This is a genomic window from Mycobacterium sp. ACS4331, from assembly GCF_001667265.1.
Classification (GTDB): Bacteria; Actinomycetota; Actinomycetes; order Mycobacteriales; family Mycobacteriaceae; genus Mycobacterium.
This window is the reverse complement of the sequence record NZ_LZHW01000073.1, coordinates 13,438-38,432: the sequence shown is the minus strand read 5'-3', so window position 1 is coordinate 38,432 and position 24,995 is coordinate 13,438. Positions and strand designations below refer to the sequence as shown.

The 24,995-nt window shown below is 69.1% G+C and carries 27 protein-coding genes; 13 read left to right on the top strand and 14 right to left on the bottom strand.

Annotation, left to right across the window (positions count from 1 at the left end; genetic code table 11):
* Nucleotides 1-86: 86 nt before the first annotated feature.
* Both A5727_RS16965 and A5727_RS16960 read left to right on the top strand, forming a co-directional pair.
* Nucleotides 87-1,148, top strand: a complete 1,062-nt coding sequence (locus tag A5727_RS16965; protein WP_068251866.1) for a ferredoxin--NADP reductase — start codon at nt 87-89, stop codon at nt 1,146-1,148.
* 23 nt (nt 1,149-1,171) lie between these two features.
* Complete coding sequence (locus A5727_RS16960) at nt 1,172-1,747, top strand: hypothetical protein (protein ID WP_068252219.1); 576 nt, start codon at nt 1,172-1,174, stop codon at nt 1,745-1,747.
* A 6-nt stretch (nt 1,748-1,753) separates the two neighbouring features.
* On the opposite strand, the gene A5727_RS16955 is transcribed toward A5727_RS16960, so the two are convergent.
* On the bottom strand, nt 1,754-3,841 hold the full coding sequence (locus tag A5727_RS16955) for an acyl-CoA dehydrogenase family protein (protein WP_068252215.1): 2,088 nt from the start codon (nt 3,839-3,841) through the stop codon (nt 1,754-1,756).
* 315 nt (nt 3,842-4,156) lie between these two features.
* On the opposite strand from A5727_RS16955, the gene kstR reads away from it, so the two are divergent.
* Both kstR and otsB read left to right on the top strand, forming a co-directional pair.
* Nucleotides 4,157-4,777 (top strand): cholesterol catabolism transcriptional regulator KstR, encoded by a 621-nt coding sequence (gene kstR, locus A5727_RS16950; protein WP_197507683.1) that lies wholly within the window; start codon nt 4,157-4,159, stop codon nt 4,775-4,777.
* A gap of 3 nt (nt 4,778-4,780) precedes the next feature.
* The gene (gene otsB, locus A5727_RS16945; protein WP_157521422.1) at nt 4,781-5,533 is read left to right on the top strand and encodes a trehalose-phosphatase; all 753 of its coding nucleotides are present in this window, start codon (nt 4,781-4,783) and stop codon (nt 5,531-5,533) included.
* Here the strand turns inward: otsB and A5727_RS16940 are convergent.
* Genes A5727_RS16940 through A5727_RS16925 form a run of 4 tightly spaced genes read right to left on the bottom strand, consistent with a single transcriptional unit; the run spans nt 5,530 to nt 9,218 of the window.
* Nucleotides 5,530-6,639 carry an Rv3575c family transcriptional regulator gene (locus tag A5727_RS16940; RefSeq protein WP_068251860.1) on the bottom strand — a complete coding sequence of 370 codons (1,110 nt, stop codon included), beginning with the start codon at nt 6,637-6,639 and terminating at the stop codon, nt 5,530-5,532. The two genes, otsB and A5727_RS16940, sit on opposite strands and share 4 nt — an antisense overlap.
* 11 nt (nt 6,640-6,650) lie before the next feature.
* Nucleotides 6,651-7,526: a metal ABC transporter permease gene (locus A5727_RS16935; RefSeq protein ID WP_068251854.1), complete on the bottom strand. Its 876-nt coding sequence runs from the start codon at nt 7,524-7,526 to the stop codon at nt 6,651-6,653.
* Nucleotides 7,526-8,314 carry a metal ABC transporter ATP-binding protein gene (locus tag A5727_RS16930; protein ID WP_068251849.1) on the bottom strand — a complete coding sequence of 263 codons (789 nt, stop codon included), beginning with the start codon at nt 8,312-8,314 and terminating at the stop codon, nt 7,526-7,528. The genes A5727_RS16935 and A5727_RS16930 overlap by 1 nt, the downstream gene beginning before the upstream one ends.
* On the bottom strand, nt 8,301-9,218 hold the full coding sequence (locus tag A5727_RS16925) for a metal ABC transporter solute-binding protein, Zn/Mn family (protein ID WP_502687689.1): 918 nt from the start codon (nt 9,216-9,218) through the stop codon (nt 8,301-8,303). Before A5727_RS16925 ends, A5727_RS16930 begins: the two co-directional genes overlap by 14 nt.
* 71 nt (nt 9,219-9,289) lie before the next feature.
* On the opposite strand from A5727_RS16925, the gene A5727_RS16920 reads away from it, so the two are divergent.
* Genes A5727_RS16920 through A5727_RS16910 form a run of 3 tightly spaced genes read left to right on the top strand, consistent with a single transcriptional unit; the run spans nt 9,290 to nt 12,250 of the window.
* Nucleotides 9,290-10,048, top strand: a complete 759-nt coding sequence (locus A5727_RS16920) for a LamB/YcsF family protein (RefSeq protein ID WP_068251845.1) — start codon at nt 9,290-9,292, stop codon at nt 10,046-10,048.
* Nucleotides 10,049-10,076: 28 nt separating this feature from the next.
* On the top strand, nt 10,077-10,997 hold the full coding sequence (locus A5727_RS16915; protein ID WP_068251837.1) for an MBL fold metallo-hydrolase: 921 nt from the start codon (nt 10,077-10,079) through the stop codon (nt 10,995-10,997).
* An 8-nt stretch (nt 10,998-11,005) separates the two neighbouring features.
* Entirely contained in the window at nt 11,006-12,250 is a 1,245-nt protein-coding gene (locus A5727_RS16910) for an SLC13 family permease (protein WP_068252206.1), read from the top strand.
* A 6-nt stretch (nt 12,251-12,256) separates the two neighbouring features.
* Here the strand turns inward: A5727_RS16910 and rlmB are convergent, their stop codons facing one another.
* The 5 genes from rlmB to carD are packed head-to-tail and all read right to left on the bottom strand — an operon-like array spanning nt 12,257 to nt 16,301.
* Nucleotides 12,257-13,201, bottom strand: coding sequence for a 23S rRNA (guanosine(2251)-2'-O)-methyltransferase RlmB (rlmB, locus tag A5727_RS16905; protein WP_068251835.1), 945 nt, complete (start codon nt 13,199-13,201; stop codon nt 12,257-12,259).
* Nucleotides 13,201-14,610, bottom strand: a complete 1,410-nt coding sequence (gene cysS, locus A5727_RS16900) for a cysteine--tRNA ligase (protein WP_286150163.1) — start codon at nt 14,608-14,610, stop codon at nt 13,201-13,203. The genes rlmB and cysS overlap by 1 nt, the downstream gene beginning before the upstream one ends.
* Nucleotides 14,611-14,633: 23 nt before the next feature.
* Nucleotides 14,634-15,134 (bottom strand): 2-C-methyl-D-erythritol 2,4-cyclodiphosphate synthase, encoded by a 501-nt coding sequence (ispF, locus tag A5727_RS16895; RefSeq protein WP_068251828.1) that lies wholly within the window; start codon nt 15,132-15,134, stop codon nt 14,634-14,636.
* Entirely contained in the window at nt 15,127-15,801 is a 675-nt protein-coding gene (ispD, locus tag A5727_RS16890) for a 2-C-methyl-D-erythritol 4-phosphate cytidylyltransferase (RefSeq protein WP_068251824.1), read from the bottom strand. The genes ispF and ispD overlap by 8 nt, the downstream gene beginning before the upstream one ends.
* 11 nt (nt 15,802-15,812) lie before the next feature.
* Nucleotides 15,813-16,301 carry an RNA polymerase-binding transcription factor CarD gene (carD, locus tag A5727_RS16885; RefSeq protein WP_003921720.1) on the bottom strand — a complete coding sequence of 163 codons (489 nt, stop codon included), beginning with the start codon at nt 16,299-16,301 and terminating at the stop codon, nt 15,813-15,815.
* A gap of 323 nt (nt 16,302-16,624) precedes the next feature.
* Here carD and A5727_RS16880 point away from each other — a divergent pair, with 323 nt between their 5' ends.
* The 3 genes from A5727_RS16880 to disA are packed head-to-tail and all read left to right on the top strand — an operon-like array spanning nt 16,625 to nt 19,836.
* Nucleotides 16,625-17,191, top strand: coding sequence for a copper chaperone PCu(A)C domain-containing protein (locus tag A5727_RS16880; protein WP_502687690.1), 567 nt, complete (start codon nt 16,625-16,627; stop codon nt 17,189-17,191).
* 48 nt (nt 17,192-17,239) lie between these two features.
* Entirely contained in the window at nt 17,240-18,724 is a 1,485-nt protein-coding gene (radA, locus tag A5727_RS16875; RefSeq protein WP_082949850.1) for a DNA repair protein RadA, read from the top strand.
* 2 nt (nt 18,725-18,726) lie between these two features.
* Nucleotides 18,727-19,836, top strand: a complete 1,110-nt coding sequence (gene disA, locus A5727_RS16870) for a DNA integrity scanning diadenylate cyclase DisA (protein WP_068251821.1) — start codon at nt 18,727-18,729, stop codon at nt 19,834-19,836.
* On the opposite strand, the gene A5727_RS16865 is transcribed toward disA, so the two are convergent.
* Together A5727_RS16865 and A5727_RS16860 are read right to left on the bottom strand one after the other, a co-directional pair.
* The gene (locus A5727_RS16865) at nt 19,833-20,597 is read right to left on the bottom strand and encodes a hypothetical protein (protein WP_082949849.1); all 765 of its coding nucleotides are present in this window, start codon (nt 20,595-20,597) and stop codon (nt 19,833-19,835) included. The genes disA and A5727_RS16865 overlap by 4 nt on opposite strands.
* Nucleotides 20,598-20,715: 118 nt before the next feature.
* The gene (locus A5727_RS16860) at nt 20,716-21,351 is read right to left on the bottom strand and encodes a carbonic anhydrase (RefSeq protein ID WP_068251817.1); all 636 of its coding nucleotides are present in this window, start codon (nt 21,349-21,351) and stop codon (nt 20,716-20,718) included.
* 37 nt (nt 21,352-21,388) lie between these two features.
* Here A5727_RS16860 and A5727_RS16855 point away from each other — a divergent pair, with 37 nt between their 5' ends.
* Together A5727_RS16855 and A5727_RS16850 are read left to right on the top strand one after the other, a co-directional pair.
* On the top strand, nt 21,389-22,303 hold the full coding sequence (locus tag A5727_RS16855; RefSeq protein ID WP_068251810.1) for an iron-sulfur binding domain-containing protein: 915 nt from the start codon (nt 21,389-21,391) through the stop codon (nt 22,301-22,303).
* Between the two features lie 13 nt (nt 22,304-22,316).
* On the top strand, nt 22,317-22,901 hold the full coding sequence (locus A5727_RS16850; RefSeq protein ID WP_068252190.1) for a class I SAM-dependent methyltransferase: 585 nt from the start codon (nt 22,317-22,319) through the stop codon (nt 22,899-22,901).
* Here A5727_RS16850 and A5727_RS16845 read toward each other — a convergent pair whose 3' ends face one another.
* On the bottom strand, nt 22,902-23,870 hold the full coding sequence (locus A5727_RS16845; RefSeq protein ID WP_068251807.1) for a helix-turn-helix domain-containing protein: 969 nt from the start codon (nt 23,868-23,870) through the stop codon (nt 22,902-22,904). It lies immediately after the preceding gene.
* Nucleotides 23,871-23,941: 71 nt separating this feature from the next.
* On the opposite strand from A5727_RS16845, the gene A5727_RS16840 reads away from it, so the two are divergent.
* A complete protein-coding gene (locus tag A5727_RS16840; protein WP_231992116.1) occupies nt 23,942-24,208 on the top strand; it encodes a hypothetical protein in 267 nt (88 codons plus the stop codon).
* Nucleotides 24,209-24,211: 3 nt separating this feature from the next.
* Here A5727_RS16840 and A5727_RS16835 read toward each other — a convergent pair whose 3' ends face one another.
* Nucleotides 24,212-24,976 carry an alpha/beta fold hydrolase gene (locus A5727_RS16835; RefSeq protein ID WP_068251802.1) on the bottom strand — a complete coding sequence of 255 codons (765 nt, stop codon included), beginning with the start codon at nt 24,974-24,976 and terminating at the stop codon, nt 24,212-24,214.
* Between the last annotated feature and the right edge of the window lie 19 nt (nt 24,977-24,995).

The window sequence follows — 24,995 nt, the reverse complement described above, 5'->3', positions numbered from 1 at the left end:
CTTCTACAGCGGCTGGACCTGCAGAGGTTCGTTTTTGTAACCTGTTCTAGTTGTGTAGTGATCGAGTTCTGAGAAAGGGTGTACGGGTGACCGACGAGCCTCTGGGCAGCCACGTGCTGGAACTGCAGGTGGCGGACGTCATCGCTGAGACCGACGACGCACGGTCGCTGGTCTTCGCGGTGCCGGACGGTGCCGACATCCCCGCCGAACGACTCCGCTACTCCCCAGGGCAGTTCCTGACCCTGCGAATCCCCTCCGATCGCACGGGATCGGTCGCCCGCTGCTACTCGCTGTGCACATCTCCGTTCACCGACGACGCGCTGGCGGTCACCGTCAAGCGCACGGCGGACGGCTATGCGTCGAACTGGCTGTGCGACAACGCCCATCCCGGCATGCGCATCCACGTGCTGGCACCATCGGGAACCTTCGTGCCGAAGAACCTCGACACCGACTTCCTGCTGATCGCGGGCGGCAGCGGCATCACGCCGATGATGGCGATCTGCAAGTCGGCGCTCTCGGAGGGCTCCGGCCAGGTGACGCTGATCTACGCCAACCGGGACGAGGGCTCGGTGATCTTCGCGGCCGCACTGCGCGAACTGACCGCCAAATACCCCGACCGCCTCTCCGTCGTGCACTGGCTGGAGTCCGTGCAGGGACTGCCGAGCGCACCGGCTCTGGCGCGCCTGGCCGCCCCCTTCACCGACCGGCAGGTGTTCATCTGCGGCCCCGGCCCGTTCATGGCCACCGCGCAGGACGCGCTGGGCTCGCTCGCGGTGCCGACCGACCAGGTGCACGTCGAGGTGTTCAAGTCGCTGGACAGCGACCCGTTCGCCAAAGTCGTGCTCGACGACAGCGACGACGACGACCAGGGTCCCGCGACGGCCGTCGTCACGCTCGACGGGACGACCCACGAGATCAATTGGCCGCGCAGGGCCAAGCTGCTCGACGTGCTTCTCGACAAGGGCCTCGACGCGCCGTTCTCGTGCCGCGAGGGCCACTGCGGCGCGTGCGCGGTGCTGATGAAGAATGGCGCGGTCGACATGGAGATCAACGACGTGCTGGAGCCCTCCGATCTCGAGGAGGGCCTGATTCTGGGCTGCCAGGCCACACCGGTGTCCGATTCGGTCGAAGTGACCTACGACGAATGACTGACGGGATACTTTCCATGATCATGCGGCGACTTGCGGTGGCAACCGGTGGACTGGCGGTTATGGCCGCCATGACCCAGCCCGCGGTCGCGGGCGCGGCCTTCGACAGCGGCGACGCGTCGATCCCGGTGGACGGTGTCACGCAACTCGAGGTCCACACCACCGCCGACTGCATTCCCGGTGAGAACCGGTGCCACTTCACCGCCCGGGCCAACCTGATGACGCCCGACGGTCCGGTCACGTTCCCGAATGACCTGTGGGCGCGGCAGACCGTCACCCTGCGGAGCATGGACCGCAACGTCTGGCAGGAGGCCGATTACAGTTCACCGTCCTGGGCGCCACGAGAGACCAAGGGCGGCAACTACGACGGTGTGCTCTCGAAGATGTTCCGCTCGCTGACCAACGTCGAGATCACCAACGTCTACTTCGGCGGCGGACCACTCGAGCGGTTCACCGTGGCCGGCAGTTCGGTGCCCACCGACTGGAACAACGGACGACCGGCCACCGGCGCCGACTTCATCGTGTGCACGAACATCCAGGTGGTCTACTCCGGGGTGAACCTCACCTCACCCAGCGCCTGCAGCCACACCCGGTTCTGAACCGGCTCAGCGGGGCAGGCCCAGCAGGCGCTCACCGGCGAGGTTCAGCAGAATCTGCTCGGAGCCGCCGGCGATGGTCAGGCATCGGGTGTTGAGGAAGTCGTGCACGCGCGGGCCGACGACCGCTCCGGCCCCCTCGGACAGTTCCATCCGGAACTCGGCCAGCCCCTGCCGGTACCGCACCCCGATCAGCTTGCGCGCGCTCGCCTGCGGTCCGGGGTCCCCACCGCCGACCGCGAGTTGGGCGATCCGCTGATCCAGCAGCGATCCCACCTGGGCCGCGACGATCAACTCGGCGAGGCGATCGAGATCGGCCGGGTCGAGTCCCCCGTCGCGGACCGTGCCGAGCAGTTCCTCCATGGGGTTGCCCAGGGCCGTGCCCTGCGCCATCGCGACCCTCTCGTTGGCCAATGTGGTGCGGGCCAGTCGCCAGCCGTCGTCGACCGTGCCGACCACCATCTCGTCGGGCACGAACACGTCGTCGAAGAACACCTCGTTGAACAGTTCGTCGCCGGTGATCTCACGCAGCGGGCGGATGACGATGCCCGGTGAGGTCATGTCGATCAGGAAGTACGTGATGCCCTTGTGCTTGGGGACGTCGGGATTGGTGCGCGCCAGGCACACGCCCCAGTGTGCCTTCTGCGCGGCCGAGGTCCACACCTTCTGCCCGGTCAGACGCCAACCGCCTTCGGCGCGAACAGCTTTCATACGCAGCGCGGCCAGGTCGGAGCCCGCGCCCGGCTCGCTGAACAGCTGGCACCAGATGATGTCACCGCGCAGCGTCGCGGGCACGAACCGCTGCACCTGCTCGGGGCTGCCGTGCTCGAGGATCGTGGGTGCGGCCCACCATCCGATCACCAGATCAGGGCGCTCGACGCCGGCGGACTCGAGCTCCTGATCGATGAGAAGCTGCTCGGCCGGCGAGGAGTCTCGGCCGTACGGGCGCGGCCAGTGCGGCGCCTGCAACCCGGCGTCGGCCAGCGCACGCTGCCGCTCCTCGGCGGGCAGCGCGGCCACCCCGGCCACGGTCTCCGCGATCTCGGGACGCAGCTGCTCGACCGAACTCAGGTCGATGTCGAGGGTGCGCCGCACGCCGTCCGCGGTCAGCTGGGCCACCCGGCGCAGCCAGCGGCGCCGGCCTCCCAGCGCCGTCTCGAGGCCGTAGGCGCGACGCAGATACAGATGCGCTTCGTGCTCCCAGGTGATGCCGATGCCGCCGAGCACCTGGATACAGTCCTTGGCGTTCGCCTTGGCGGCCGCGACGCCCACAGACGCCGCCACAGCGGCGGCGAGGGACAACTGATCGTCGTCGGCTCCGGCGGAGTCCGCGGCGGCACGGGCCGCATCGGCGGCGGCCACCGAGGCCTGCTCGGAGCGCAGCAGCATCTCCGCGCACATGTGCTTGATGGCCTGGAAGCTGCCGATCGGTTTGCCGAACTGCTCTCGGACCTTGGCGTATTCGGCCGCGGTGTGCAGCGCCCAGCGCGCCACGCCGGCCGCCTCGGCGGCCAGCACTGTCGCGGCCAGATCCTCGGCGTGCCGCGCTGACACCGCCAGCACGCTCGCGGGCGCCGAGTCCAGATCGACACGGCCCAGCGGACGGGAGAAGTCGGTGGCCGTCAACGGTGTGACCGTCACGCCCGCCGCGGCGCCGTCGACCAGCACCCACCGTTCCCCCGCGGGGAGCAGCAGCAGCGCACCCGGCACGGCGCCGAGCACGTAGTCGGCCGAACCGGACACCTGATCTCCGTCGAGGCGCACGTCGGCGGCGAGCGCGACCGCAGCGACCCGCTCTCCGGACATCAGCGCTTCCAGGGCCTCGGCGTCGTCGAGCAGCAGCGTCGCCAGCGCGGTGGACGCCACCGGGCCGGGGACCAGGGCGTAGGCGGCCTCGTCGAGCATGGCGCACAGGTCGGTCACCGACGCGCCCGCGCCGCCGGCCTCCTCGTCGACCGCCACACCGAACAGCCCCAGTTCGGCCAGACCCGCGTAGACGGGCCGCCAGGCCTCGGGCTCACCCTGCTCGACATCTCGGGCGGCGGCGATGCCTCCCGAGCCTGCGGCCCAACTGCGAACCAGGTCACGGGCGGCCATCTCCTCAGAGATGCTGGTGTTGGATGTCACGGAAACCACTCAGTCCTCGGTTCGGCGGTATAAGACCGGGTGCGGCCCACTAGAACGTGTTCTAATATTGCCAGTGTTCAGCAGTCAAGTCGAATATGCGCAGACGAGGTGGGTGACCGCCCCAGCAGGCGTGTTCTCTGACACAGGGGATTGGCGGAGGTACGAGATTAGCGGCGACGATGCGTATCGTTCTGCTCGGGTACGCCAAAGTGAGGAGTCGAGGGCGGAATGGCGACGAACGCACGGTCAGAATCAAGCGGGTCACAGCCGCGTGAGGTTATGACCGTGGCTGTCCTGGCCGAGTCCGAGCTCGGGTCCGACGCCCAGCGTGAGCGACGCAAGCGGATCCTCGACGCCACCATGGCCATCGCCTCCAAGGGCGGCTACGAGGCCGTCCAGATGCGCGCCGTCGCTGACCGCGCCGATGTCGCCGTGGGGACGCTGTACCGCTACTTCCCGTCCAAGGTGCACCTGCTGGTGTCGGCGCTGGGCCGGGAGTTCGAGCGGATCGACGCCAAGACCGACCGCACCGCGATCGCCGGCGGCACGCCCTATCAGCGGCTCAACTTCATGGTGAGCAAGCTGAACCGCGCCATGCAGCGCAACCCTCTGTTGACCGAGGCCATGACCCGGGCCTACGTCTTCGCCGACGCGTCAGCGGCCGGCGAGGTCGACCACGTCGAAAAGATCATCGACTCGATGTTCGCCCGCGCCATGGCCGACGGCGAACCGACTGAAGACCAGTTCCACATCGCGCGCGTGATCTCCGACGTGTGGCTGTCGAATCTGCTGGCATGGCTGACTCGGCGGGCGTCTGCCACCGACGTCAGCAAGCGTCTGGACCTCGCTGTGCGTCTGCTGATCGGCGACGGCGGGACGGTCGAATCCGGCGTGAGCAACACCTGACCGGTGCCCCACCTGCCAGCCGATCTGACGTCCGCGCTGCGGGCCGTGGCGGCCCTGCCGCGACTTCTCGTGACCTCCGACTTCGACGGCACGCTGGCGCCGATCGTCAACCATCCGGCCGACGCCCGTCCGCTGCCGCGCGCCGCCGACGCGCTGCGCGCGCTCGCCGATGCGCCCGGGACCACCGTCGCGCTGATCTCGGGCCGCGGCCTCACCGACCTGGCGGCGCTGTCGGGAATGCCCGAGACGGTGCAGTTGGTCGGCAGCCATGGCGCCGAGTTCGCGCACGGCTTCGCCCACGAGATCGACGACGACCTGCTGGCGACGATCACCGCGGAGTTGTCCGCGATCGCCGACCGCCACCCGGGTGTGACGGTCGAGCCCAAACGCGCGAGTGTGGCGCTGCATGTGCGCAACGCCTCCCCCGAGGACGGCGAGGCGGCGCTGGCCGAGGCCGTCGCCGCCGGAGAGTCCTGGAACGCCGAGTCCACCGCGGGTAAGGCCGTCCTGGAGTTCGCGGTGATCACCACCGACAAGGGCGAGGCGATCGACATCCTGCGGTCCGGCGCCGACGCGGACGCGGTGGTGTACTTCGGCGACGACGTCACCGACGAGAAGGCGTTTCGCCGCCTGCGGGACACCGATGTCGCCGTCAAGGTCGGCCCAGGCGAGACGCTGGCCACCTACCGCGTCGACACCCCCGACGATGTCGCGGTGGCCCTCGAGTTCCTGGTGCGGTTGCGCCGCGGTGACTAACCGGGCGGGCCCGCCGTCCGCCCACGGATCAGCTCGGTGGGCAGAACGTCGACGACGGGCAGTCCCGACCGGGGCGGTTGGTGCAGCAGGCTCCCCGCGCGCCTGCCCTTGTCCAGACTGGGCTGCGACACCGTCGTCAGTCCTCGTTTGATGGCCTCGGGAACCCCGTCGAACCCGGTGACGGTGATCTGCCCCGGGACGTAGATGCCGCGCGCCCGCAGATGGTCCATCGCCGCGAGTGCCAGCACATCGGCCGTGCACATCAACGCGGTGATCCGGGGGTTGGCGGCCAGCGCCAATTCGGCTGCGGCGCCGCCGGAGACGGCGTCGTGTTCGAAGCTTTCCACGACGGTCAACGCGTCGTCACCCAGGCCCGCCGCGGACATCGCGTCGCGCACCCCCGCGATGCGTTCTGCCTGCACGTGAAACGGCGTGTCACGCAACCGATCCGGGGACACGAGAGCGGCCTGCGAACGTTCGTCGGCGCCCGCCGTGTCGCGGCTGCCCAAACGCAGTGTCAGCAGGCCGATCTCGCGGTGTCCCAGACCCACCACGTAGTCGGCGAGTTCACGCATCGCGGCGCGGTCCGCGATGCCGACGAACGAGGCACCCGGCACGTCACTGGGCTGGTCCACCACCACGAGCGGCAGGCCGCGCTCCCGCACCAACTGCAGGTATGGGTCCTCATCGGAGGCCGCGTAGACCACGAACCCGTCGACGCCCGCCGACAGCACCGCACTCGAGCCCTCCTCGAGGGTGCGGCTGGGCCCGACCGCCACCAGCAGCAGCCCCTGCCCGGCCTGCTCGCATGTCTCGGCGAGGCCCGCCACAAAGTTCAGTGCCGCCGGGTCGCTGAAGGAGTACGTCAACGGTTCGGTGATGACGAGGCCGACCGCACCCGCCTTGCGCGTGCGCAGTGAGCGCGCGACGGGATCCGGTCCCGCATAGCCCATCCGCTTGGCCGTCGCCAGTATCCGTTCGCGGAGATCGGCGGACAGCTGGTCGGGCCGGTTGTAGGCGTTGGAGATCGTGGTGCGCGAAACCTTCAGTTCGGCGGCCAAGGAAGCCAGCGTGGCCCGCTGCCGGGGCGTGGGACTTCTGGGCATGCTCTGTGAGGCTAGTTCATCCGGGCGCGGCCATCCGTCTTCGGCACCGCACCCGCGCGCTGATTCACCGCCCACACGATCAGCCAGACCGCGCAGACCAGGGTGACGATCGCGAAACTCGGCGGGAGGTTGAGGATTGCGGAGGCGACCAGACCGCCCCAGACCGCCACCAGTGACAGCACGGTTGACGTCACCATCGCCGCGATCGGGCGAGCGGTCAGCATGATCGCGGTCGCCGCGGGTGTCACCACAAGAGCGAACAGCAGAAGTGTGCCGACCGCCTGGACCGCCATCGTGACCGCCAGACCCAGCAGGGCCATGAACACCACCGACAGTGCCCGCACCGGCACGCCTTTCGCCTCCGCGACGTCGGCGTTGACGGAGGAGAACAGCAGCGGGCGGAACAGTGCGGTGATGGAGACCGCGAGCACCAGCACCAGCACCGCGAAGGTGACCAGCTGGGCGTGCGTGACGGCCAGCAGATTGCCGAACAGCACGTTGGTCACGGTGCTGGTGCTCTTGGTGGCCAGTGAACTGAAGAACAGCCCGAGGCCGGTGGCCGCGGCCAGCACGGTGCCGGTGGCGATCTCACGATCGTCGGCCTTCTTGCCGAGCGCACCGATCACGAGCGCACCGCCGATGCAGAACACCGCGAGTCCCAGCGTCACCGGGACGCCCACCAGGACCGCTCCTGTGGCACCCGGAAATCCGATGTGCGCCAGCGCGTGTGCGGCGAACGCGGTGTTGCGCACGACGATGAAGTAGCCGATCAGTCCCGCCGCCAGCGCGACCAGCGTGCCGCCGATCAGGGCGTTGCGCATGAAGCCCGAGGTCAGGATCTGCAACCAGTTGTGTTGGTAGCCCAGCGCGATCAGTTCAGTGGTCATCACACGCTCCGCATGTACAGGTCGCCCTGCGGGGTGTGGACGACCTGGATCGAGGTTCCGTACAGGTGGCTGAGCAGCTCACCGTCGACGACCTCGTTCATCAGCGCGAAGTGCGCATGACCGTCGAGCAGGTAGATGGCACTGTCGAGGACGCCGAGCAGCGGATTGAGGTCGTGCGCCACCACCAGGATCGTCACGCCGAACTCGTCGCGGATGCGGCCGAGCAGGGTGACGATCTCCCGCTGGTGCCGCAGATCCAGGGCCGTCAGGGGCTCGTCGAGGATCAGCAGGCGGGGCCTGCTGACCAGCGCCTCGGCGATCGCCACCCGTTGGCGCTGACCACCGGACAGTTCCGAGAGTCTGCGTCGGGCGAAATCGCCCGCGCCGACGGCGGCCAGCGTCTCCATGACGCGGTGCCGCTCCTCCGGCCTCGGCCACGCGAAGCCCCATCGATTCCCGATCAGGCCGAGCATCACCGCATCGGTCGCCCGGATGGCGTGGCCCGCGGCCGCGGCGTAGTTCTGCGGGACATAGCCGATGAGATCGGTGGCCTGACCCGGCGCCCGGCCCAGGACCCGGACCTCGCCCGAGGCCACCCGCGTCAGGCCCAGCACGACCTTGAGCAGTGTGGTCTTGCCCGATCCGTTGGATCCGATGACGGCCGTGATGCCGCCGGCCGGCACCTCGAAGGTGCCCTCCGACCAGATCAGCCGGCCCCCGCGGACGACGCTGACGTCGTCGAACGCCAACGCCGGAGCGACCTCGGGATCGGCTTCAGACGGAGACACCGAGAGCCTCGGCCAACGCGGTGAGTTGGTTCACCTGCCAAGCCTCGAACGAATCCGACCCGGGCGCCACCGTTTCGGTCACGTTCACCACCGGGATTCCCGCCGCCTCAGCGGCTGCGCGCAGTTTGGCGGGCACCGCGCCCTCGGTCTGGGTGTTGAAGATCAGCACGTCGACCCCCTTGTCCGACAGGAGCGTCAGGAACGCATCGAGGTCGGCGGGCGCGGGATCGGCGTGGTTGGTCGCGGCGGCCTGGTAGCCCGCGGGGGTGCGGTTCTGCAGTCCCAGCGCCTGCGCCATCGGGTCGAACACACCCTCGGTGGCGGCGTATCCGCGCCCCTGCGCTCCGGCCTTGATCGCGGCGATGGCGGCCTCGTACGGCTGCAGGGCCTCGGCGAAGTCGGCCCGGCGAGCGGCGAAGTGGTCGCGTGCGTCGGGTGCGAGTTCGGTGAGCTTGGCGGTGATCGTGTCAGCCGCCTCGACGACGGCGGCGGGATCGTACCAGGCGTGGGGGTTGCGTGCGTGGTCGGCCTCGACGATGTCGACGACCGCAGCGGTCGGTGCGGATGTCTGCGCGAGCTTCTCGGCCCACTCGTCGTAGTGCCCGCCGTTGAGCACGACGAGTTGAGCGTCGCCGAACTTCGCCGCGTCGGCGGGCGAGGGTTCGTAGTCGTGCGGATCCACCGAGGAACTCGCGACGACGGTCGTGACGCGGGCGCAGTCACCGCCGAGTTGGGACACGATGCCGCCCCACTGATCGACGCTCACCACGACGTTGACCGGGGTCGTGGGGCAGGCTGCGGAATCCGCGGTCTCCGTGGCGGGACCCTCGCCAGAGCAGGAGGTCAGCCCGACCGCCAAGGCGGAGGCAGCGGCCAGGAACGTCAGGGGGCGCAGCGCATTCACCCGATAACGATAACCGTTTTCAACAAGCGCGGCCAATCGGCCCCGCCGGGCGCGCGCAATAGGCTTGGACCATGCGCACCGTCGATCTGAACGCCGACCTCGGTGAGGGCTTCGGCGTGTGGCGCCTCGGTGACGACGAGGCCATGCTCGACGTCGTCACGAGCGCGAACATCGCCTGCGGCTTCCATGCCGGCGATCCCGCCGAGTTGGCCCGAACCTGCGCCGCCGCCGCGACCCGGGGCATCCGGATCGGCGCCCAGGTCAGCTACCGCGACCTGGGCGGGTTCGGCCGTCGGTTCATCGACGTCGAACCCACAGAACTCACCGCCGAGGTGATCTACCAGATCGGCGCACTGCAGGCACTGGCCCGCGTCGCGGGCTCGAGTGTCACCTACGTCAAACCCCATGGGGCGCTGTACAACACGATCGTGACTCACCGCGCCCAGGCACGTGCGGTCGCGGAGGCGGTGCATGCGGTGGACCCGGCCCTGCCGGTGCTGGGCCTGCCCGGGTCGGCGTTCTTGGACGAGTGCAGGCGCCTGGGCCTGCGGACCGTGGCCGAAGTGTTCGCCGACCGCGCCTACCGCTCCGACGGGCAACTGGTCTCCCGGCGCGAGCCCGGCGCCGTGCTGCACGATCCATCCGAGATCGCCGAACGGGTCGCCACGATGGTCGCCACCGGCAGAGTGCGGGCCGTTGACGGCACCGACGTCGCGGTCGAAACCGAATCGATCTGCGTGCACGGCGATTCACCGGGCGCCGTGCAGATCGCGCAGGCTGTGCGCGATCGTCTCCTGGCCGACGGCGTCACGTTGCGAGCCTTCGCGTGACCCGGGTGCCCGCGATTATCGTCACCTGATGCGCCTCAAACCCGGCCGGCCAGCCCTGACGCGCTACGCCGACATGTTCACGGTGCCCGCCGCCGTCCCCGGCTCGGCGCTCGCGGTCACCTGGCTGGGCGTGTCGTCCCTGCTCTTCGACGACGGAGACTCGGCCGTGCTGACCGACGGGTTCTTCTCCCGTCCGTCGCTGGCCCGCGTCGGACTGCGCCGGATCGCGCCGTCTACGCCCCGCGTCGACGGATGCCTGGCTCGGCTGTCCACGCCACGCCTGGACGCGGTCCTCCCCGTGCACAGCCACTACGACCACGTGCTGGACTCCGCACTGGTCGCCGAGCGCACGGGTGCGGTGCTCGTCGGCGGCGAGTCGACGGCCAACGTCGGGCGTGGCCACGGCCTGCCGGATGCCCGGATCGTCGTCACGACCCCGGGTGAACCGATGACCTTCGGCGCCTTCGAGGTGACCCTGATCGAATCGCACCACTGCCCACCCGACCGCTACCCGGGCGTCATCTCCTCCCCCGTGCGGCCACCGGTCAAGGTCGGGGCGTACCGCTGCGGGGAGGCCTGGTCCACCCTGATCACGCATGCCCCGTCCGGGCGACGGTGCCTGGTGCAGGGCAGCGCGGGGTTCGTGGCCGGTGCGCTGGAGGGGCACCGGGCCGAGGTGGCTTACCTCGGCCTCGGCCAGCTCGGACTGCAGTCAACCGACTATCTGCGGCGGTACTGGGCGGAGACCGTGCGCGCGGTGGGCGCGAGGACCGTCATCGGCATCCACTGGGACGACTTCTTCCGCCCCCTGTCGGCGCCACTGCGGGCGCTGCCGTATGCCGCCGACGACCTGGACTTCACGCTGCGTGTACTGCGCGACCTCGCGGCCCACGACGGTGTGGCGCTGCACCTTCCGACGGTGTGGCGACGCGAGGATCCGTGGAGTTGACCTTCACGCTGATCCTGTCGCTCGCGCTGCTGGCCCTGGTGCTGATCTTCGCGATCGCCCGTCCCGAGGGCTGGCCGGAAACCGCGATCGCGGTGCCCGCGGCGGCAGTTCTGGTCGCCGTCGGGGCGCTGTCGCTCGACGCCGCGGCGGCCGAGGTTCGGCGACTGTTCCCCGTCGTCGCCTTCCTGGCCGCGGTCCTGCTGCTGGCCAAACTGTGCGACGACGAGGGCCTGTTCCGGGCGTTCGGCGCGATGATGGCGCGTGCGAGCGCGGGCCGGCCGGCCACGCTGCTCGGCCAGGTGTTCGTCCTCGCCTCGGCGACCACGGCCGTGCTGTCGCTGGACGCCACGATCGTGCTGCTGACACCGGTCGTGCTCGTCACCGCCCGCACACTGGACGCGCCGGTTCGCCCGCATGCCTTCGCGACCGCGCATCTGTCGAACACGGCATCTCTGCTGCTTCCGGTGTCCAACCTGACCAATCTGCTGGCCTTCTCCGCCGTCGCCGCCGCCGGGTTGTCGTTCACCGACTTCACGCTGCTGATGGCCGCGCCGTGGCTGGTCGCCATCGCCGCGGAGTACGTCGTGTTCCGGCGCTTCTTCGCGCGTGAGCTCGCACCCGTTCCCGTCGTCGCGCCCGCAGACGTCCCGCAACTGCCCACGTTCGTCCTGGTGGTGCTCGGGCTGACCCTGGCGGGCTTCGCCGCAACGTCGCTGATCGGCGTGGACCCGGTGTGGGCGGCGCTCGCGGGCGCGGCCGTGCTGACCGTGCACAGCCTGGCCCGCAGGCGCAGCACCGTCGCGGGCCTGGTGCGATCGGTGCACATGCCGTTCCTGGTCTTCGTGCTGGCGCTGGGCATCGTGGTCCAGGCAGTGATGGACGCCGGTTTGGCGACGTGGTTGGGCCGGCTGATCCCCGATGGCACGAGCCTGCTCGCCCTGCTCGGGATTGCGGCCGCCGCCGCGGTGTTGGCCAACCTGGTCAACAACCTGCCGGCGGTCCTGGTTCTGCTGCCCCTGGTCGCCGCGAACGGGCCGGCGGCCATCCTGGCGGTGCTCATCGGCGTCAACATCGGCCCGAACCTGACCTATGTCGGATCACTGGCCAACCTGTTGTGGCGACGTGTGCTGCAGAGTAGGGGAATACGAACCAGCGCAACGGAATTCAGTGCGCTGGGCGTGGTCACCGTGCCGGTGACGCTGGTCCTGGCCGTCGTCGCGCTGTGGGCGGGGACGCGCCTGTTCGGCGTGTGAGGAGGATCAGCGGCGGCGACGCTGGCGCGCGATCTCGGCGAGCACCACGCCCGCGGCCACCGACGCGTTCAGGGACTCGGTCTGGCCCGCCATCGGGATCGACACGATCGCGTCGCAGTTCTGCCGGACCAGCCGCGACAGGCCCTTGCCCTCCGAGCCGACCACGACGACCACTGGGCCGAGACCGTCCAGATCGTCGAGGGTGGTGTCCCCCTCGGCGTCGAGACCCACGACCTGCACCCCGGAGTCCGCCCAGTCCTTGAGCGAACGGTTGAGGTTCGTCGCGCGGGCGACCGGAATCCGGGCCGCGGCGCCCGCGCTGGTCCGCCACGCCACCGCGGTCACCGAGGCCGACCGGCGCTGCGGGATGAGCACCCCGTGCCCGCCGAAGGCCGCGACCGACCGCACGATCGCCCCCAGGTTGCGCGGGTCCGAGATGTTGTCCAGCGCCACCACCAGTGCGGGTTCGTGGTCGTCGGCGGCGGCCCGCAGCAGATCGTCGGGATGGGCGTAGTTGTACGGAGGCACCTGCAGGGCGATGCCCTGATGCAGGCCGTTGGTGCTCATCCGGTCGAGGTCGACGCGGGCGACCTCGAGGATTGGGATGCCTGCGTCGGCCGCCCGGGTCACCGCCTCCGTCAGCCGCTCGTCGTTCTCGGTGCCCAAGGCCACGTACAGCGCGGTTGCGGGGACACCCGCGCGCAGGCACTCGACGACGGGGTTGCGGCCCAGCACGATCTCGGTGTCGTCGGTCTTCTTCGGCCGCCCCTGCTGCTGCCGGGCGGCCTTGTTGGCGCGCTTGGCCGCGGGGTGGTTGGGCCGCATGTGGGCCGGTGGTGTCGCACCCCTGCCCTCGACTCCGCGGCGCCGGTTTCCACCGGAGCCCACGGTCGGGCCCTTCTTGGTGCCCGGCTTGCGAACGGCTCCGCGACGCTGTGAGTTTCCAGCCATTACTTGGCATCTCCGTCCAGCAGTGACCACTGTGGACCGTCGGCGGTGTCGGTCACGTCTATCCCGGCCTCTTTGAGGCGGTCGCGGATCTGGTCCGCCTGCGCCCAGTCCCGGTTGGCCCGCGCCTCGGTGCGAGCGTCCAGCGCCCACCGCACCAGATGGTCGACGGCGGCCAGGGCGGCCGAGGTCTCGTCTCGGGACTCCCACCGCTCGTCGAGCGGATCGCAGCCCAGGATGCCCATCATCGCGCGGATCGACGATGCGTGGGCCATGGCCCCGGCATGGTCTCCGGCGTCGAGGGCGCGGTTGCCGTCGGCACGGACGCTGTGCACCTCGGCGAGTGCGATCGGAACCGACAGGTCGTCATCGAGTGCCGCGGCGAACTTCTCGGTGACTTCGCCGGGTACGACCCCGCCGACGCGGGTGCGCACTCGGTGCAGGAAGTCTTCGATGCCGGTGTAGGCCTTCACCGCATCCTGAAGGGCCGTCTCGGAGAACTCCAGCATGGATCGGTAGTGCGCGCTGCCCAGGTAGTACCGCAGTTCTGCAGCCCGAACCCGTTGCAGCACAGCGGGAATCGCCAGCACGTTGCCCAGCGACTTGCTCATCTTCTCGCCACCCATGGTGACCCAGCCGTTGTGCAGCCAGAACTGCGCGAACCCGTCACCCGCGGCTTTGGCCTGGGCTATCTCGTTCTCGTGATGCGGAAAGACGAGATCCATTCCGCCGCAGTGGATGTCGAATGTTCCGCCAAGGTACTCGTGAGCCATCGCGACACATTCGGAGTGCCAGCCCGGCCGACCCCGACCCCACGGTGTGGGCCAGGAGGGTTCGCCCGGCTTGGCGCCCTTCCAGAGGGTGAAGTCACGCTGGTCCCGTTTGCCGGTGGCCACACCCTCACCCTGGTGCACATCGTCGATGCGGTGCCCGGACAGTGCGCCGTACTCCGGATAGCTCAGCACGTCGAAGTAGACGTCGCCGCCGCCGGCGTAGGCGTGTCCGCCCTCGATGAGTCGCTCGATCAACTCGACGATCTGCGTGATGTGCCCGGTCGCGCGGGGCTCCGCCGACGGGGGAAGCACCCCGAGGGCGTCGTAGGCGGCGGTGAAGGCACGCTCATGGGTCGCGGCCCACTCCCACCACGGCCGGCCCGCCGCGGCGGCCTTGTTCAGGATCTTGTCGTCGATATCGGTGACGTTGCGGATGAACGCGACGTCGTAGCCCTTGGCGACCAGCCAGCGACGCAGCACGTCGAAGGCGACGCCGCTGCGGACGTGGCCGATGTGCGGCAGACCCTGCACCGTGGCGCCACAGAGATAGATGGAGGCGTGACCTGCTCGAACCGGGACGAAGTCACGCACGGCACCAGTCATGGTGTCATGCAGTCTCAGGCCTCCGAGATGGCCCACGCGATCGGTCACGACGGGCCAGCTTACCGCCCTGAGCGGCCAGAATCGGCATCGGTGACCACCAAGGCCGTCGCCACGGCCGCCAGGCCCTCGCCGCGGCCGGTCAATCCGAGACCGTCTGTGGTGGTCGCGGACACCGACACCGGGGCGCCCAACAGGCCCGACAGGGTCTCCTGCGCCTCGATTCTTCGCGGCCCCACCTTGGGCCGGTTGCCGATGACCTGCACCGCGGCATTGCCGACCCGGAAGCCGTTCTCCTCGAGCAGTCCGCGGACGTGCGTGAGCATCGCGGCCCCCGTCACTCCGGCCCAGCGCGGATCCCCGACCCCGAACACGCCACCGATGTCTCCGAGCCCAGCGGCCGACAGAAGCGCATCGCACAGGGCATGCACGGCGACATCGCCGTCCGAGTGACCCGCGCATCCGTCGGCGTCGGGGAACAGCAGACCCAGCAGGTGACACGGCCGGCCCGGTTCGATCGGATGCACGTCTGTGCCCAGGCCGACCCTGGGCAGCTCAGTCACCGGCCAGCACTGCCTGTGCGAGCCGCAGATCCAGCGGCGTGGTGATTTTGAATGCCAACGGGTCCCCCTCGACGGTCTGCACCTGGCCGCCGATGTTCTCAACGATTGACGCGTCGTCGGTGAACGCCGCCGCACCCGCCCGTGCGTAGGCCCGGATCAACGTCTCGGTCGCGAAACCCTGCGGGGTCTGGACGGCGCGCAGTCCGTCCCGTTCCGGGGTGCCGAGGACCACGCCGTTGGCGTCGACTGCCTTGACGGTGTCCACCAGCGGAAGCACTGGTACCACCGCACTGTGACCGGCGCGCAGTGTCTCGACGACGCGCGCGATCAGGGCGGGCGGGGTGAGCGGTCTCGCCGCGTCATGGATCAGGACGAAGTCCGCATCCTCGGCGGCGGCCAGCGCATTACGGACCGATTCGGTGCGGTCGTCGCCGCCGGCGACCACAGTCACCGGCAGCTTCGAACCGCCCAGAATCAACTTGGCCTCATCGGTGCGCTCGGCGGGCACCGCGACGACGGCGCCGTCGACGACGCCGGAGGCCGCGAGCCCGTCGAGCGCGAGCTCGACAAGTGGCTTACCCGCCAGCTTGGCGAACGCCTTCGGGATACCGGCCCCGAGCCGTTGACCCGAACCCGCGGCGGGAACGATGGCGATTGTGCGCCCCATCTGCGTGAACGCTAGGAGGCAGCAGCCAGAACCTCGTCCAGGATGGTCTCAGCCTTGGCGTCGTCGGTGTTCTCCGCGAGAGCCAGCTCTCCGACCAGAATCTGCCGCGCCTTGGCCAGCATCCGCTTCTCGCCCGCCGACAGACCACGCTCCTGGTCCCTGCGCCACAGGTCGCGGACGACCTCGGCCACCTTGTTCACGTCCCCAGAAGCGAGCTTCTCGAGATTCGCCTTGTACCGGCGCGACCAGTTCGTCGGCTCCTCGGTGTGCGGTGCACGCAGGACCTGGAACACCTTGTCCAGACCCTCCTGCCCCACGACGTCGCGGACACCGACATACTCAGCGTTCTCAGCGGGAACTCGAACAGTGAGATCGCCCTGGGCAACCTTCAAGACGAGATATTCCTTCTGCTCGCCCTTGATGGTCCGGGTTTCGATCGCCTCGATCAACGCAGCACCGTGGTGTGGATAGACGACGGTGTCTCCGACCTTAAAAATCATCAGTTTCGAGCCCCTTTCACCACCCCAGGGTACCACGGTGCCCGAACCGGCGCGGATCAACGATGCAGGTCAGGGGCAGTGCGGGTGAATGCAGGGGGTTGACACCGCGACGATTCCGTGCAATGTGAGCGGGCGCACACCAGTGCTGGAAGCTGTTCCATCAAGGGTGATTTCGGCTGCGGCTGCGGCCCACCAGGCGTGCGCCAGACCACACCTGGGGCGGTTGCGCAGGGCTCGGACGGACCTCGGCTACCGCGCCGCCGAACCACCTACTACTCTGCATAGTCGAACTTGTGGCGTTCGCGAGCAGGAGGCTTTCCGTGATCTCTTTCGATGCCCGCCGGGCATTCACCGTGCGCAACCGGAAGCGCACCGGAGTCGCCGCCTGTGCGCTGCTCATCGCGTCGGCCGTGGTCGGCTGCGGCGCGGGGCAGGTGTCCCAGGTCGCCACCCAGGAGCCCGCCGTCAACGGCACCCTGGCGACGTTCGACAACATCGCGCTGCGCAACATCCACATCCAGGCCGTCGAGAAGGGTGACGCGCTGGAGCCCGGTCAGGACGTGGACCTGATCTTCACCGCGGCCAACCTGTCCCCCGACCGCGCCGATCGACTCGTCGGGATCACCACCGACATCGGCGAGGTGACCGTGACGGGCGAGAAGGAACTGCCTGCCAACGGCGTCCTGGTCATCGGCACCCCCGACGGTGTGCAGGAGCTGACCAAGATCGAGGAGGCCGACGTCGCGAAGGCCACCGTGGCGCTGAGCAAGCCGATCCGCAACGGGCTGACCTACGACTTCACCTTCGAGTTCGAGAAGGCCGGCGAGCACACCGTCGCAGTGCCGATCTCGGCGGGCAACGCCCCTCGTCAGGAAGCCCCGCTGCACTGACCCGCGAGCCTGACCAGTTCTGTCACACCCGGCCGATACCGTCACCGCGTGGGCAGGTCAGGAACCAAGGCTCGGACGCAGTATCGCTGCACCGAGTGCGAGCACGTCACGGCGAAATGGGTCGGTCGCTGCCCTGAGTGCGGCACCTGGGGAACCGTGGAGCAGGCCGCGGTGCTGTCGTCGATGGGTGGCCGCGCGCACCGCGCCATCGCGCCGTCGTCGGCCGCGGTGTCCATCAGTTCGATCGAGCCCGATCAGACCCGGCACTACGCCACGGGAGTCAGTGAGCTCGACCGCGTCCTCGGCGGCGGCATCGTGCCCGGGTCGGTCACGCTGCTGGCCGGTGAACCCGGCGTAGGGAAGTCCACGCTGCTGCTGGAGGTGGCCCATCGCTGGGCCGAGACGGGCCGCCGCGCCCTCTACGTGTCCGGCGAGGAGTCGGCGGGCCAGATCCGAATGCGTGCCGAGCGCACGGGGTGCACGCACGAGGAGGTGTACCTGGTCGCCGAATCCGATCTCGACGCGGTTCTGGCGCATCTGGAGTCGGTCAAACCCACCCTGGTGATCGTGGACTCGGTGCAGACCCTGTCGAGCGCCGACAGCGACGGCGTCACCGGTGGCGTCACCCAGGTTCGGGCCATCACGACGGCCCTGACCAGCTACGCGAAGTCCGCGAGCAGACCCGCGGTGGCGATGGTCCTGGTCGGGCACGTCACCAAGGACGGCGCGATCGCCGGCCCGCGATCGCTCGAGCACCTCGTGGATGTCGTGCTGCACTTCGAGGGCGACCGAAGCAGCGCGCTGCGGATGGTGCGCGGGGTCAAGAACCGGTTCGGCGCCGCGGACGAGGTCGGCTGCTTCATGCTCGCCGAGAACGGCATCGAATGCGTGGCCGACCCGTCCGGACTGTTCATGGACCAGCGCCCCGAGCCCGTCTCGGGCACCGCGGTCACGGTCACCCTCGACGGCAAGCGTCCGCTGATCGGCGAGATCCAGGCGCTGGTGGGGCTGTCCAATGTCACGTCGCCGCGACGGACGGTCAGCGGCCTGGACCAGTCCCGCGCCGCCATGACCGCGGCCGTCCTGGAGAACCGGGCGGGGGTCCGCCTCGGGGAACGCGACATCTATCTGTCGACCGTGGGCGGCATGCGGCTGACGGACCCGTCGTCCGACCTGGCGGTCGCGCTCGCGATCGCGTCGGCGTTCGCGGACCTGTGCCTGCCGTCGTCGGCCGTGGTGATCGGTGAGGTGGGTCTGGCCGGCGACCTGCGCCGGGTCACGGGCATCGACCGGCGGTTGACCGAGGCCGCTCGGCTTGGGTTCACCACGGCGCTGGTGCCGGCCGGTGTGAAGGCGACGCCGCCCGGCATGCGGGTGATCGAGGTGGCCACCATCGGGGCGGCGCTGCAGGAGCTGCTCAGCATCGCCACCAACCCGCGCCGAAAGCCCGTGGTGGTCGAACCCGCGGCACGGCCTGAACTCAAAGTGGTGGACGGCCGCCCGAAGCGTCCTGGCACGGGGGACAATGGTTAACCGTGACACCCGCCAAGAGGCCAGTCGACACCGCGAGCACGCAGCGTCCCACGCTGCGTGAGACCGTCGCACGTCTGGCGCCCGGCACTCCGCTGCGCGACGGCTTGGAGCGCATCCTGCGCGGCCGCACGGGCGCCCTGATCCTGCTGGGGTATGACGACAGCGTCGAGGCGATCTGCGACGGTGGTTTCTCCCTCGACGTCCGCTACGCCCCGACGAGACTGCGCGAGCTGTCGAAGATGGACGGTGCTGTGGTGCTGTCCACAGAGGGTGATCGCATCGTGCGGGCCAACGTGCAGCTGGTCCCCGACCCGTCCATCCCCACCGACGAGTCCGGCACTCGGCACCGTTCCGCCGAGCGCACCGCGATCCAGACCGGTTACCCGGTGATCTCGGTCAGCCATTCGATGAGCATCGTGACGGTGTACGTCGCGGGCGAACGACACGTCGTGGCCGACTCGGCGACCATCCTGTCGCGGGCCAACCAGGCCATCGCGACGCTGGAGCGCTACAAGGCCCGCCTCGACGAGGTGAGCCGACAGCTGTCGGCCGCCGAGATCGAGGACTTCGTGACGCTGCGCGATGTCATGACGGTGGTCCAGCGGCTCGAGATGGTCCGCCGCATCGGACTCGAGATCGACAGCGACGTCGTGGAACTCGGCACGGACGGCCGCCAGCTGCGTCTGCAGTTGGAGGAGCTGCTCGGTGGCAACGACACCAACCGGGAACTCATCGTGCGCGACTACCACGCCAACCCCGACCCGCCCTCCAAGGCGCAGATCGCCAGCACGCTCGAAGAACTCGACACGTTGTCGGACACCGAACTGCTCGACTTCACGGCCCTGGCCCGCGTGTTCGGGTATCCCCCGACGGTCGAGGCGCAGGACTCGGCGCTCAGTTCGCGCGGTTACCGAGCCATGGCCGAGATCCCACGGCTGCAGTTCGCCCACGTGGACCTTCTGGTCCGCAACTTCGGATCACTGCAGGGCCTGCTGGCGGCCAGCGCCACCGACCTGCAGTCGGTGGAGGGCATCGGCGCGATGTGGGCCCGCCACGTTCGGGAGGGCCTGTCGCAGTTGGCCGAGTCGACGATCGCCGACCGGCTCGCTTAGCCGCCCGGTGCCGGTGGGGGCGCGTCGGCCGGGGCCTCGGCGGGCGGCGGCTCAGCCGACGGCTCCGCGAGGATGAACGGCACTGTGGCCGATCTCAGGTTCCCCAACTGCACGACGAGGTTGTACGTCCCGGGGCCGATCGGCTGACGAGGCAGCGGGCACTCCGGTTCGGAACCCATTCCGGTCCAGGTCACCTCGGTGGTGACCTGCTCACCCGGGTTGAACGTCTTGACCAGGGTCTCGTTCGACGGTGCGCAGTCCAGGTTGGACCACAACCGCTTGTTCTCCAGCGAATACACATAGGCCGACAGCACCGCCGCGCCCACGTCACGCTGGCAGGCGACCAGACCGATGTTGGTGACGACCATGGTGAACTTCGGCTGATCGCCGATGGTGTAGCGGGGCTCGTTGGTGATGCCCTTGACCGCCAGCGTGGAATCCGGGCAGTCGTCACCCTCCTTGAGCACCGGCGGAGGTTCGACAGCGGCGGTCGGGGTCGGTGTCGGCGCGGGGCTGGCGTCGGCGGGCGGCACGACGGGCGTCTTGACCTCCGGTGTCGGCGTCTCCGCCAACGGTCCCTGCGCGGTGTTCGGTTCGGAGTTGCCGGTCGGCTTGGCCTCGGGCGATCCGCCACTGTTGACCACCAGCACGACGATCGCGACGACGACCACTAAGACCAGAGCCGCAACGCCGATCGCCAGAGCTCGGCGGCGCCGGTAGATCTCCGGCGGCAGGGGGCCATGCGGTTCCAGTTCCAACACAGTTACTCACGGTAAGGGCAGGTCAGTGCAACGTGTTCGACCCGCGTCGGCGTGTCGCCGCCCTACCCCGCCCACCACACGGTATTGGCCACCACAACCCACCGGCGGTTGTGAGCGATCAGGCAGATTCGAGGGCCGACTCTCCGATGTCGCCCAGGTTCGCGCGCAGCGCCACCTTCCCGTCGGCCAGGTGGTAGGTGAGCCCGACGATCGCCAGGCTTCCGCCCTCGATGCGGTCCTTGACCAGCGACGACCTGGCCACCAACTGCGTGCCGGTCTCGATGACGTGGCGCGCCTCGAACTCATCGACACGAGCCAGGCCGTCGCGGCGGCCCAGCAGGATCGAGGGGGTCACGCGCTCCACGACGTCGCGCACGTATCCGCCGGGAACCGCGCCCCCGTCGAGCGCCGACAGAGTGGCCTTGACCGCGCCGCAGCTGTCGTGTCCGAGGACGACGATCAGGGGCACTTCCAGCACCGCGACCGCGTACTCGATCGACCCGAGCACCGCTGAGTCGATGACGTGACCCGCCGTGCGCACCACGAACATGTCGCCGAGGCCCTGATCGAAAATGATCTCGGCGGCCACCCGACTGTCGGCGCATCCGAACACGACCGCAGTCGGCTTCTGCTCCGCAGCCAGGCTGGCTCGGTACTCGATACTCTGGCTGGGGTGTTCGGGCTTACCCGCCACGAAGCGCTCGTTACCCTCTCTGAGTGCCTTCCAAGCGGTCACGGGACTGGTGTTCGGCATATCCGCCATTCTGCACCCAACACGTCGGGCGGTCGCGATGAGCATCAATTCTGCCGAATTGGTCGCCTGGTACGAACGCGAACGGCGCGACCTTCCGTGGCGTGATCCGTCGGTGAGTGCGTGGCAGATCCTGGTCAGCGAGTTCATGTTGCAGCAGACTCCCGTGGCCCGGGTTCTCCCCCGTTGGCTGGAGTGGGTGGACCGGTGGCCAACACCGTCGGCGACCGCCGCGGCCAGTCCGGCCGACATTCTGCGGGCGTGGGGCAAGCTCGGCTACCCACGCCGCGCCAAGCGACTGCACGAATGTGCCGCGGTGATCGCCACCGAGTACGGCGACGTCGTCCCCGACGACGTGCCGACGCTGCTGACCCTGCCCGGTGTCGGCAGCTACACCGCGCGCGCGATTGCGTGCTTCGCCTACAAGCAGTGGGTTCCCGTGGTCGACACCAATGTGCGACGGGTGGTGGCCCGCGCGGTGCAGGGTGTGGCCGAGGCCGGCGCCCCGTCCGCGACCAGGGATGAGGCCGCAGTCGCGGCTCTTTTGCCCAATGATGAGAGCACACCGACATTTTCGGCCGCGCTGATGGAACTGGGCGCGGTGGTGTGCACGGCGCGCTCGCCGCGGTGTGGCATCTGTCCGTTGACTTCATGTGCCTGGCGTTCGGCTGGTTTCCCCGCGGGCGAGACCGCACCCCGGAGAACGCAGAAGTACGCGGGGACCGACCGCCAGGTGCGGGGCAGACTGTTGGATGTACTGCGCGACAGCGCAACTCCTGTGCAGCGGAGCGCATTGGATGTCGTGTGGCTGACCGATCCGGCCCAGCGTGATCGCGCGTTGGACTCGCTGCTGGTGGACGGGCTGGTGGAGCAGACGGAGGACGGCCGATTCGCCCTCTGTGGCGAAGGCGAAGCTGGCCCAGACGACGATGCACGCGGAGCCCGCGGAGCGTGAGAAGGAGCCGAGTATGACGCGCTGGCAGGACACCGACGCACCCCGCGGTGACGACTACGACGCGCGCTGGAGGTCACTGGCCGCCTCGGGTCAGAACGTGCACGGCGAAGCCGACCTCGTGGAGTCCCTCCTGCGGGAGTCAGGCGGCCGTCGGGTGTTGGACGCCGGGTGCGGAACCGGCCGCGTGGCAATCGAATTGGCCCGTCGCGGGTTCTCCACCGTGGGCGTGGACGCCGACCCCGGCATGCTGGCGGGAGCTCGCGAGAAGGCGCCCGACCTGCCGTGGGTGGAGGCGGATCTGGCCGAACTCGACGAGCACCTGGACGCGCAGTTCGACCTGGTGCTGCTCGCGGGCAACGTGATGATCTTCGTGGCGCCGGATACCGAGGCGACGGTGTTGAGACAGTTGAGTGCCCGCCTGACGCCCGGCGGCCTGCTGCTGGCAGGGTTTCAGATCAAACCCGACCGCGTCTCGCTGTCCGCGTATGACGAGTACGCGCAGTCGGCGGGGCTGGAGCCGGTGTCGCGCTGGGCGACCTGGGACCGCGCGCCCTACGACGACGGCGCATACGCGGTTTCGCTGCACCGCCGCAAGTGATCAGGCGGTGTCGGCACAGTCGTCCTCGCAGGCGAAGCTGCGCCGGTAGCGCGACGGTGTGACGCCGATGATGCGCCGGAAGTGGTGCCGCAGAAGGGTTGCCGTGCCGAATCCGACGCGATCGGCGATCTGGTCGATGTCCAGGGTGGACTCCTCGAGCAGACGCCGCGCGTAGAGCACCCGCTGGTCGGTCACCCACTGCATCGGCGTGGTGCCCGTCTCCTCGACGAATCGGCGCGCGAAGGTGCGCGCCGACATGTTCGACCTCTGAGCCAGGCTCGCGACCGAATGCGGCAGGTGCAGGTTTTCGAGTATCCAATCCAGGTGTGGCGCAAAGCCGTCCGAGCAGTGCACGGGAATCGGCTGGTCGATGTACTGACGCTGGCCACCGTCTCGCTGCGGGGGCACCACCATCCTGCGGGCGATCACGTTGGTCACGGCGCTTCCCAGCTCGCGCCGCACCAGATGCAGGCAGGCGTCGATTCCAGCGGCAGTGCCCGCACTGGTGATCAGGTTCCCGTCATCGACGAAGAGCACGTTGCGATCCACCCTCGCGGTGGGAAAGCGCCGCGCCAACTCGTCGGCATGCATCCAGTGGGTCGTGCACGGCCGGCCGTCGAGCAGGCCCGCGGCGCCCGCGACGAAGGCGCCCGAACACACCGTGAGGATGATCGATCCGGCGTCGGAGGCGTCTCGCAGGGCCTGCAGCGCCTCCGGCGGGTACTCCTTGGCGGCGATCGCGGGCACAGCCACCAGGTCGGCACCGCGCAACCCGTCCAAGCCACAGTCGGGCGTCAGGGAGGCGCCCACAGTGGTGCGGATGGGTTCGCCCGCCTTCAGACCGCAGACCTTGAAATCAAAGTTCGGCACGCCGTCGTTGGAACGGTCGATGCCGAACACTTCGCAGATGACCCCGAACTCAAAGACTGCGAGACGGTCGAGCGCCAGGGCCGAGACGGTGTGCAGCATGGCAGCATTTTATCGCAATAGGGCAGTGCTGCCACTGTTGGCGGGATTTTACTTTTTGAAGACTTACTGCCATGAGCACCGTATTGACACTGATCCTCCTGTTCGCCGTCCTGCTGGCGCCGTTCGGTCTCGTCGCGACGCTGGCTGCCGTCTCGCACCGTGGCGGCCACCTGCGGATGCACTTCGACCAGTTCCGTTTCGCAGCGCCCCTGGTCGGGCCCCTCTTCGAGGACAACGCGGACGCGCGACGCGTCGGCCACGACCTCGACGCGATCCGCACCCGTTTCGAGCAGTCGCCGACGTGGCCCTCCCCGGGCGTGCGGGGCGAGCGCCGTTGACCGCTACGCCGAGAGTGACTTCAGGAACTCCTGGACCGCCACCCGATAGGCGTCGGGAGCATCATCGTGGACCAGATGCCCCGTCCCGGGCACCCGGACGTAGGTGGTGTTGACCCCGATCTCGTGCATCCGGGCCATCTGCCCCGGCGGCGCGACCGAATCACCGGCCTCGATGAGCAGCGCGGGAACGTCGACCGCACGCCACTGCGCCCAGTAATCGCGGGTGCCCCACTCCGCGGCGATCTCCACCCACTTCTCGGGAAGGCCGTGGAGCCGCCATCCAGTGGGCGTCCGGTCGAAGGCGTCGAGGAAGTACTGGCCGGCCACCGGCCCGAAGGCGTCCAAGACCGCCTGTGCACTGGGGAATTCGACGGGCAGCGCGTGCACCCACGGCTCCCATGGACCCGTGGTGCGGCCCCGGAAGTCCGGTGCCATGTCCTCGACGACCACCGAGGCGACCAGGTCGGGCCGATCGGCGGCCAGGCACCACGAATGCAGGCCACCCATCGAATGACCGATCAGCGGGACGGGACGGGAGAACCGTTCGATCGCCTCGCCCAGGTCGGCCACGAAGCGCTCGGTGCTGATCGGATGCGGATCGAGCACGTCGCGCCCACGATGCCAGGGAGCGTCGTAGGTGTAGACCGCGCCCAACTGTGTCAGCCAGGGCAACTGGCGTGACCACGTGCTGCCACGGCCCATCAATCCGTGCACCAGCACCAGCGGGCAGCCCTGCCCGCCTCGGTACGTCAAAGGATCACTCGACATGGGAACCGGTAGCCTAACT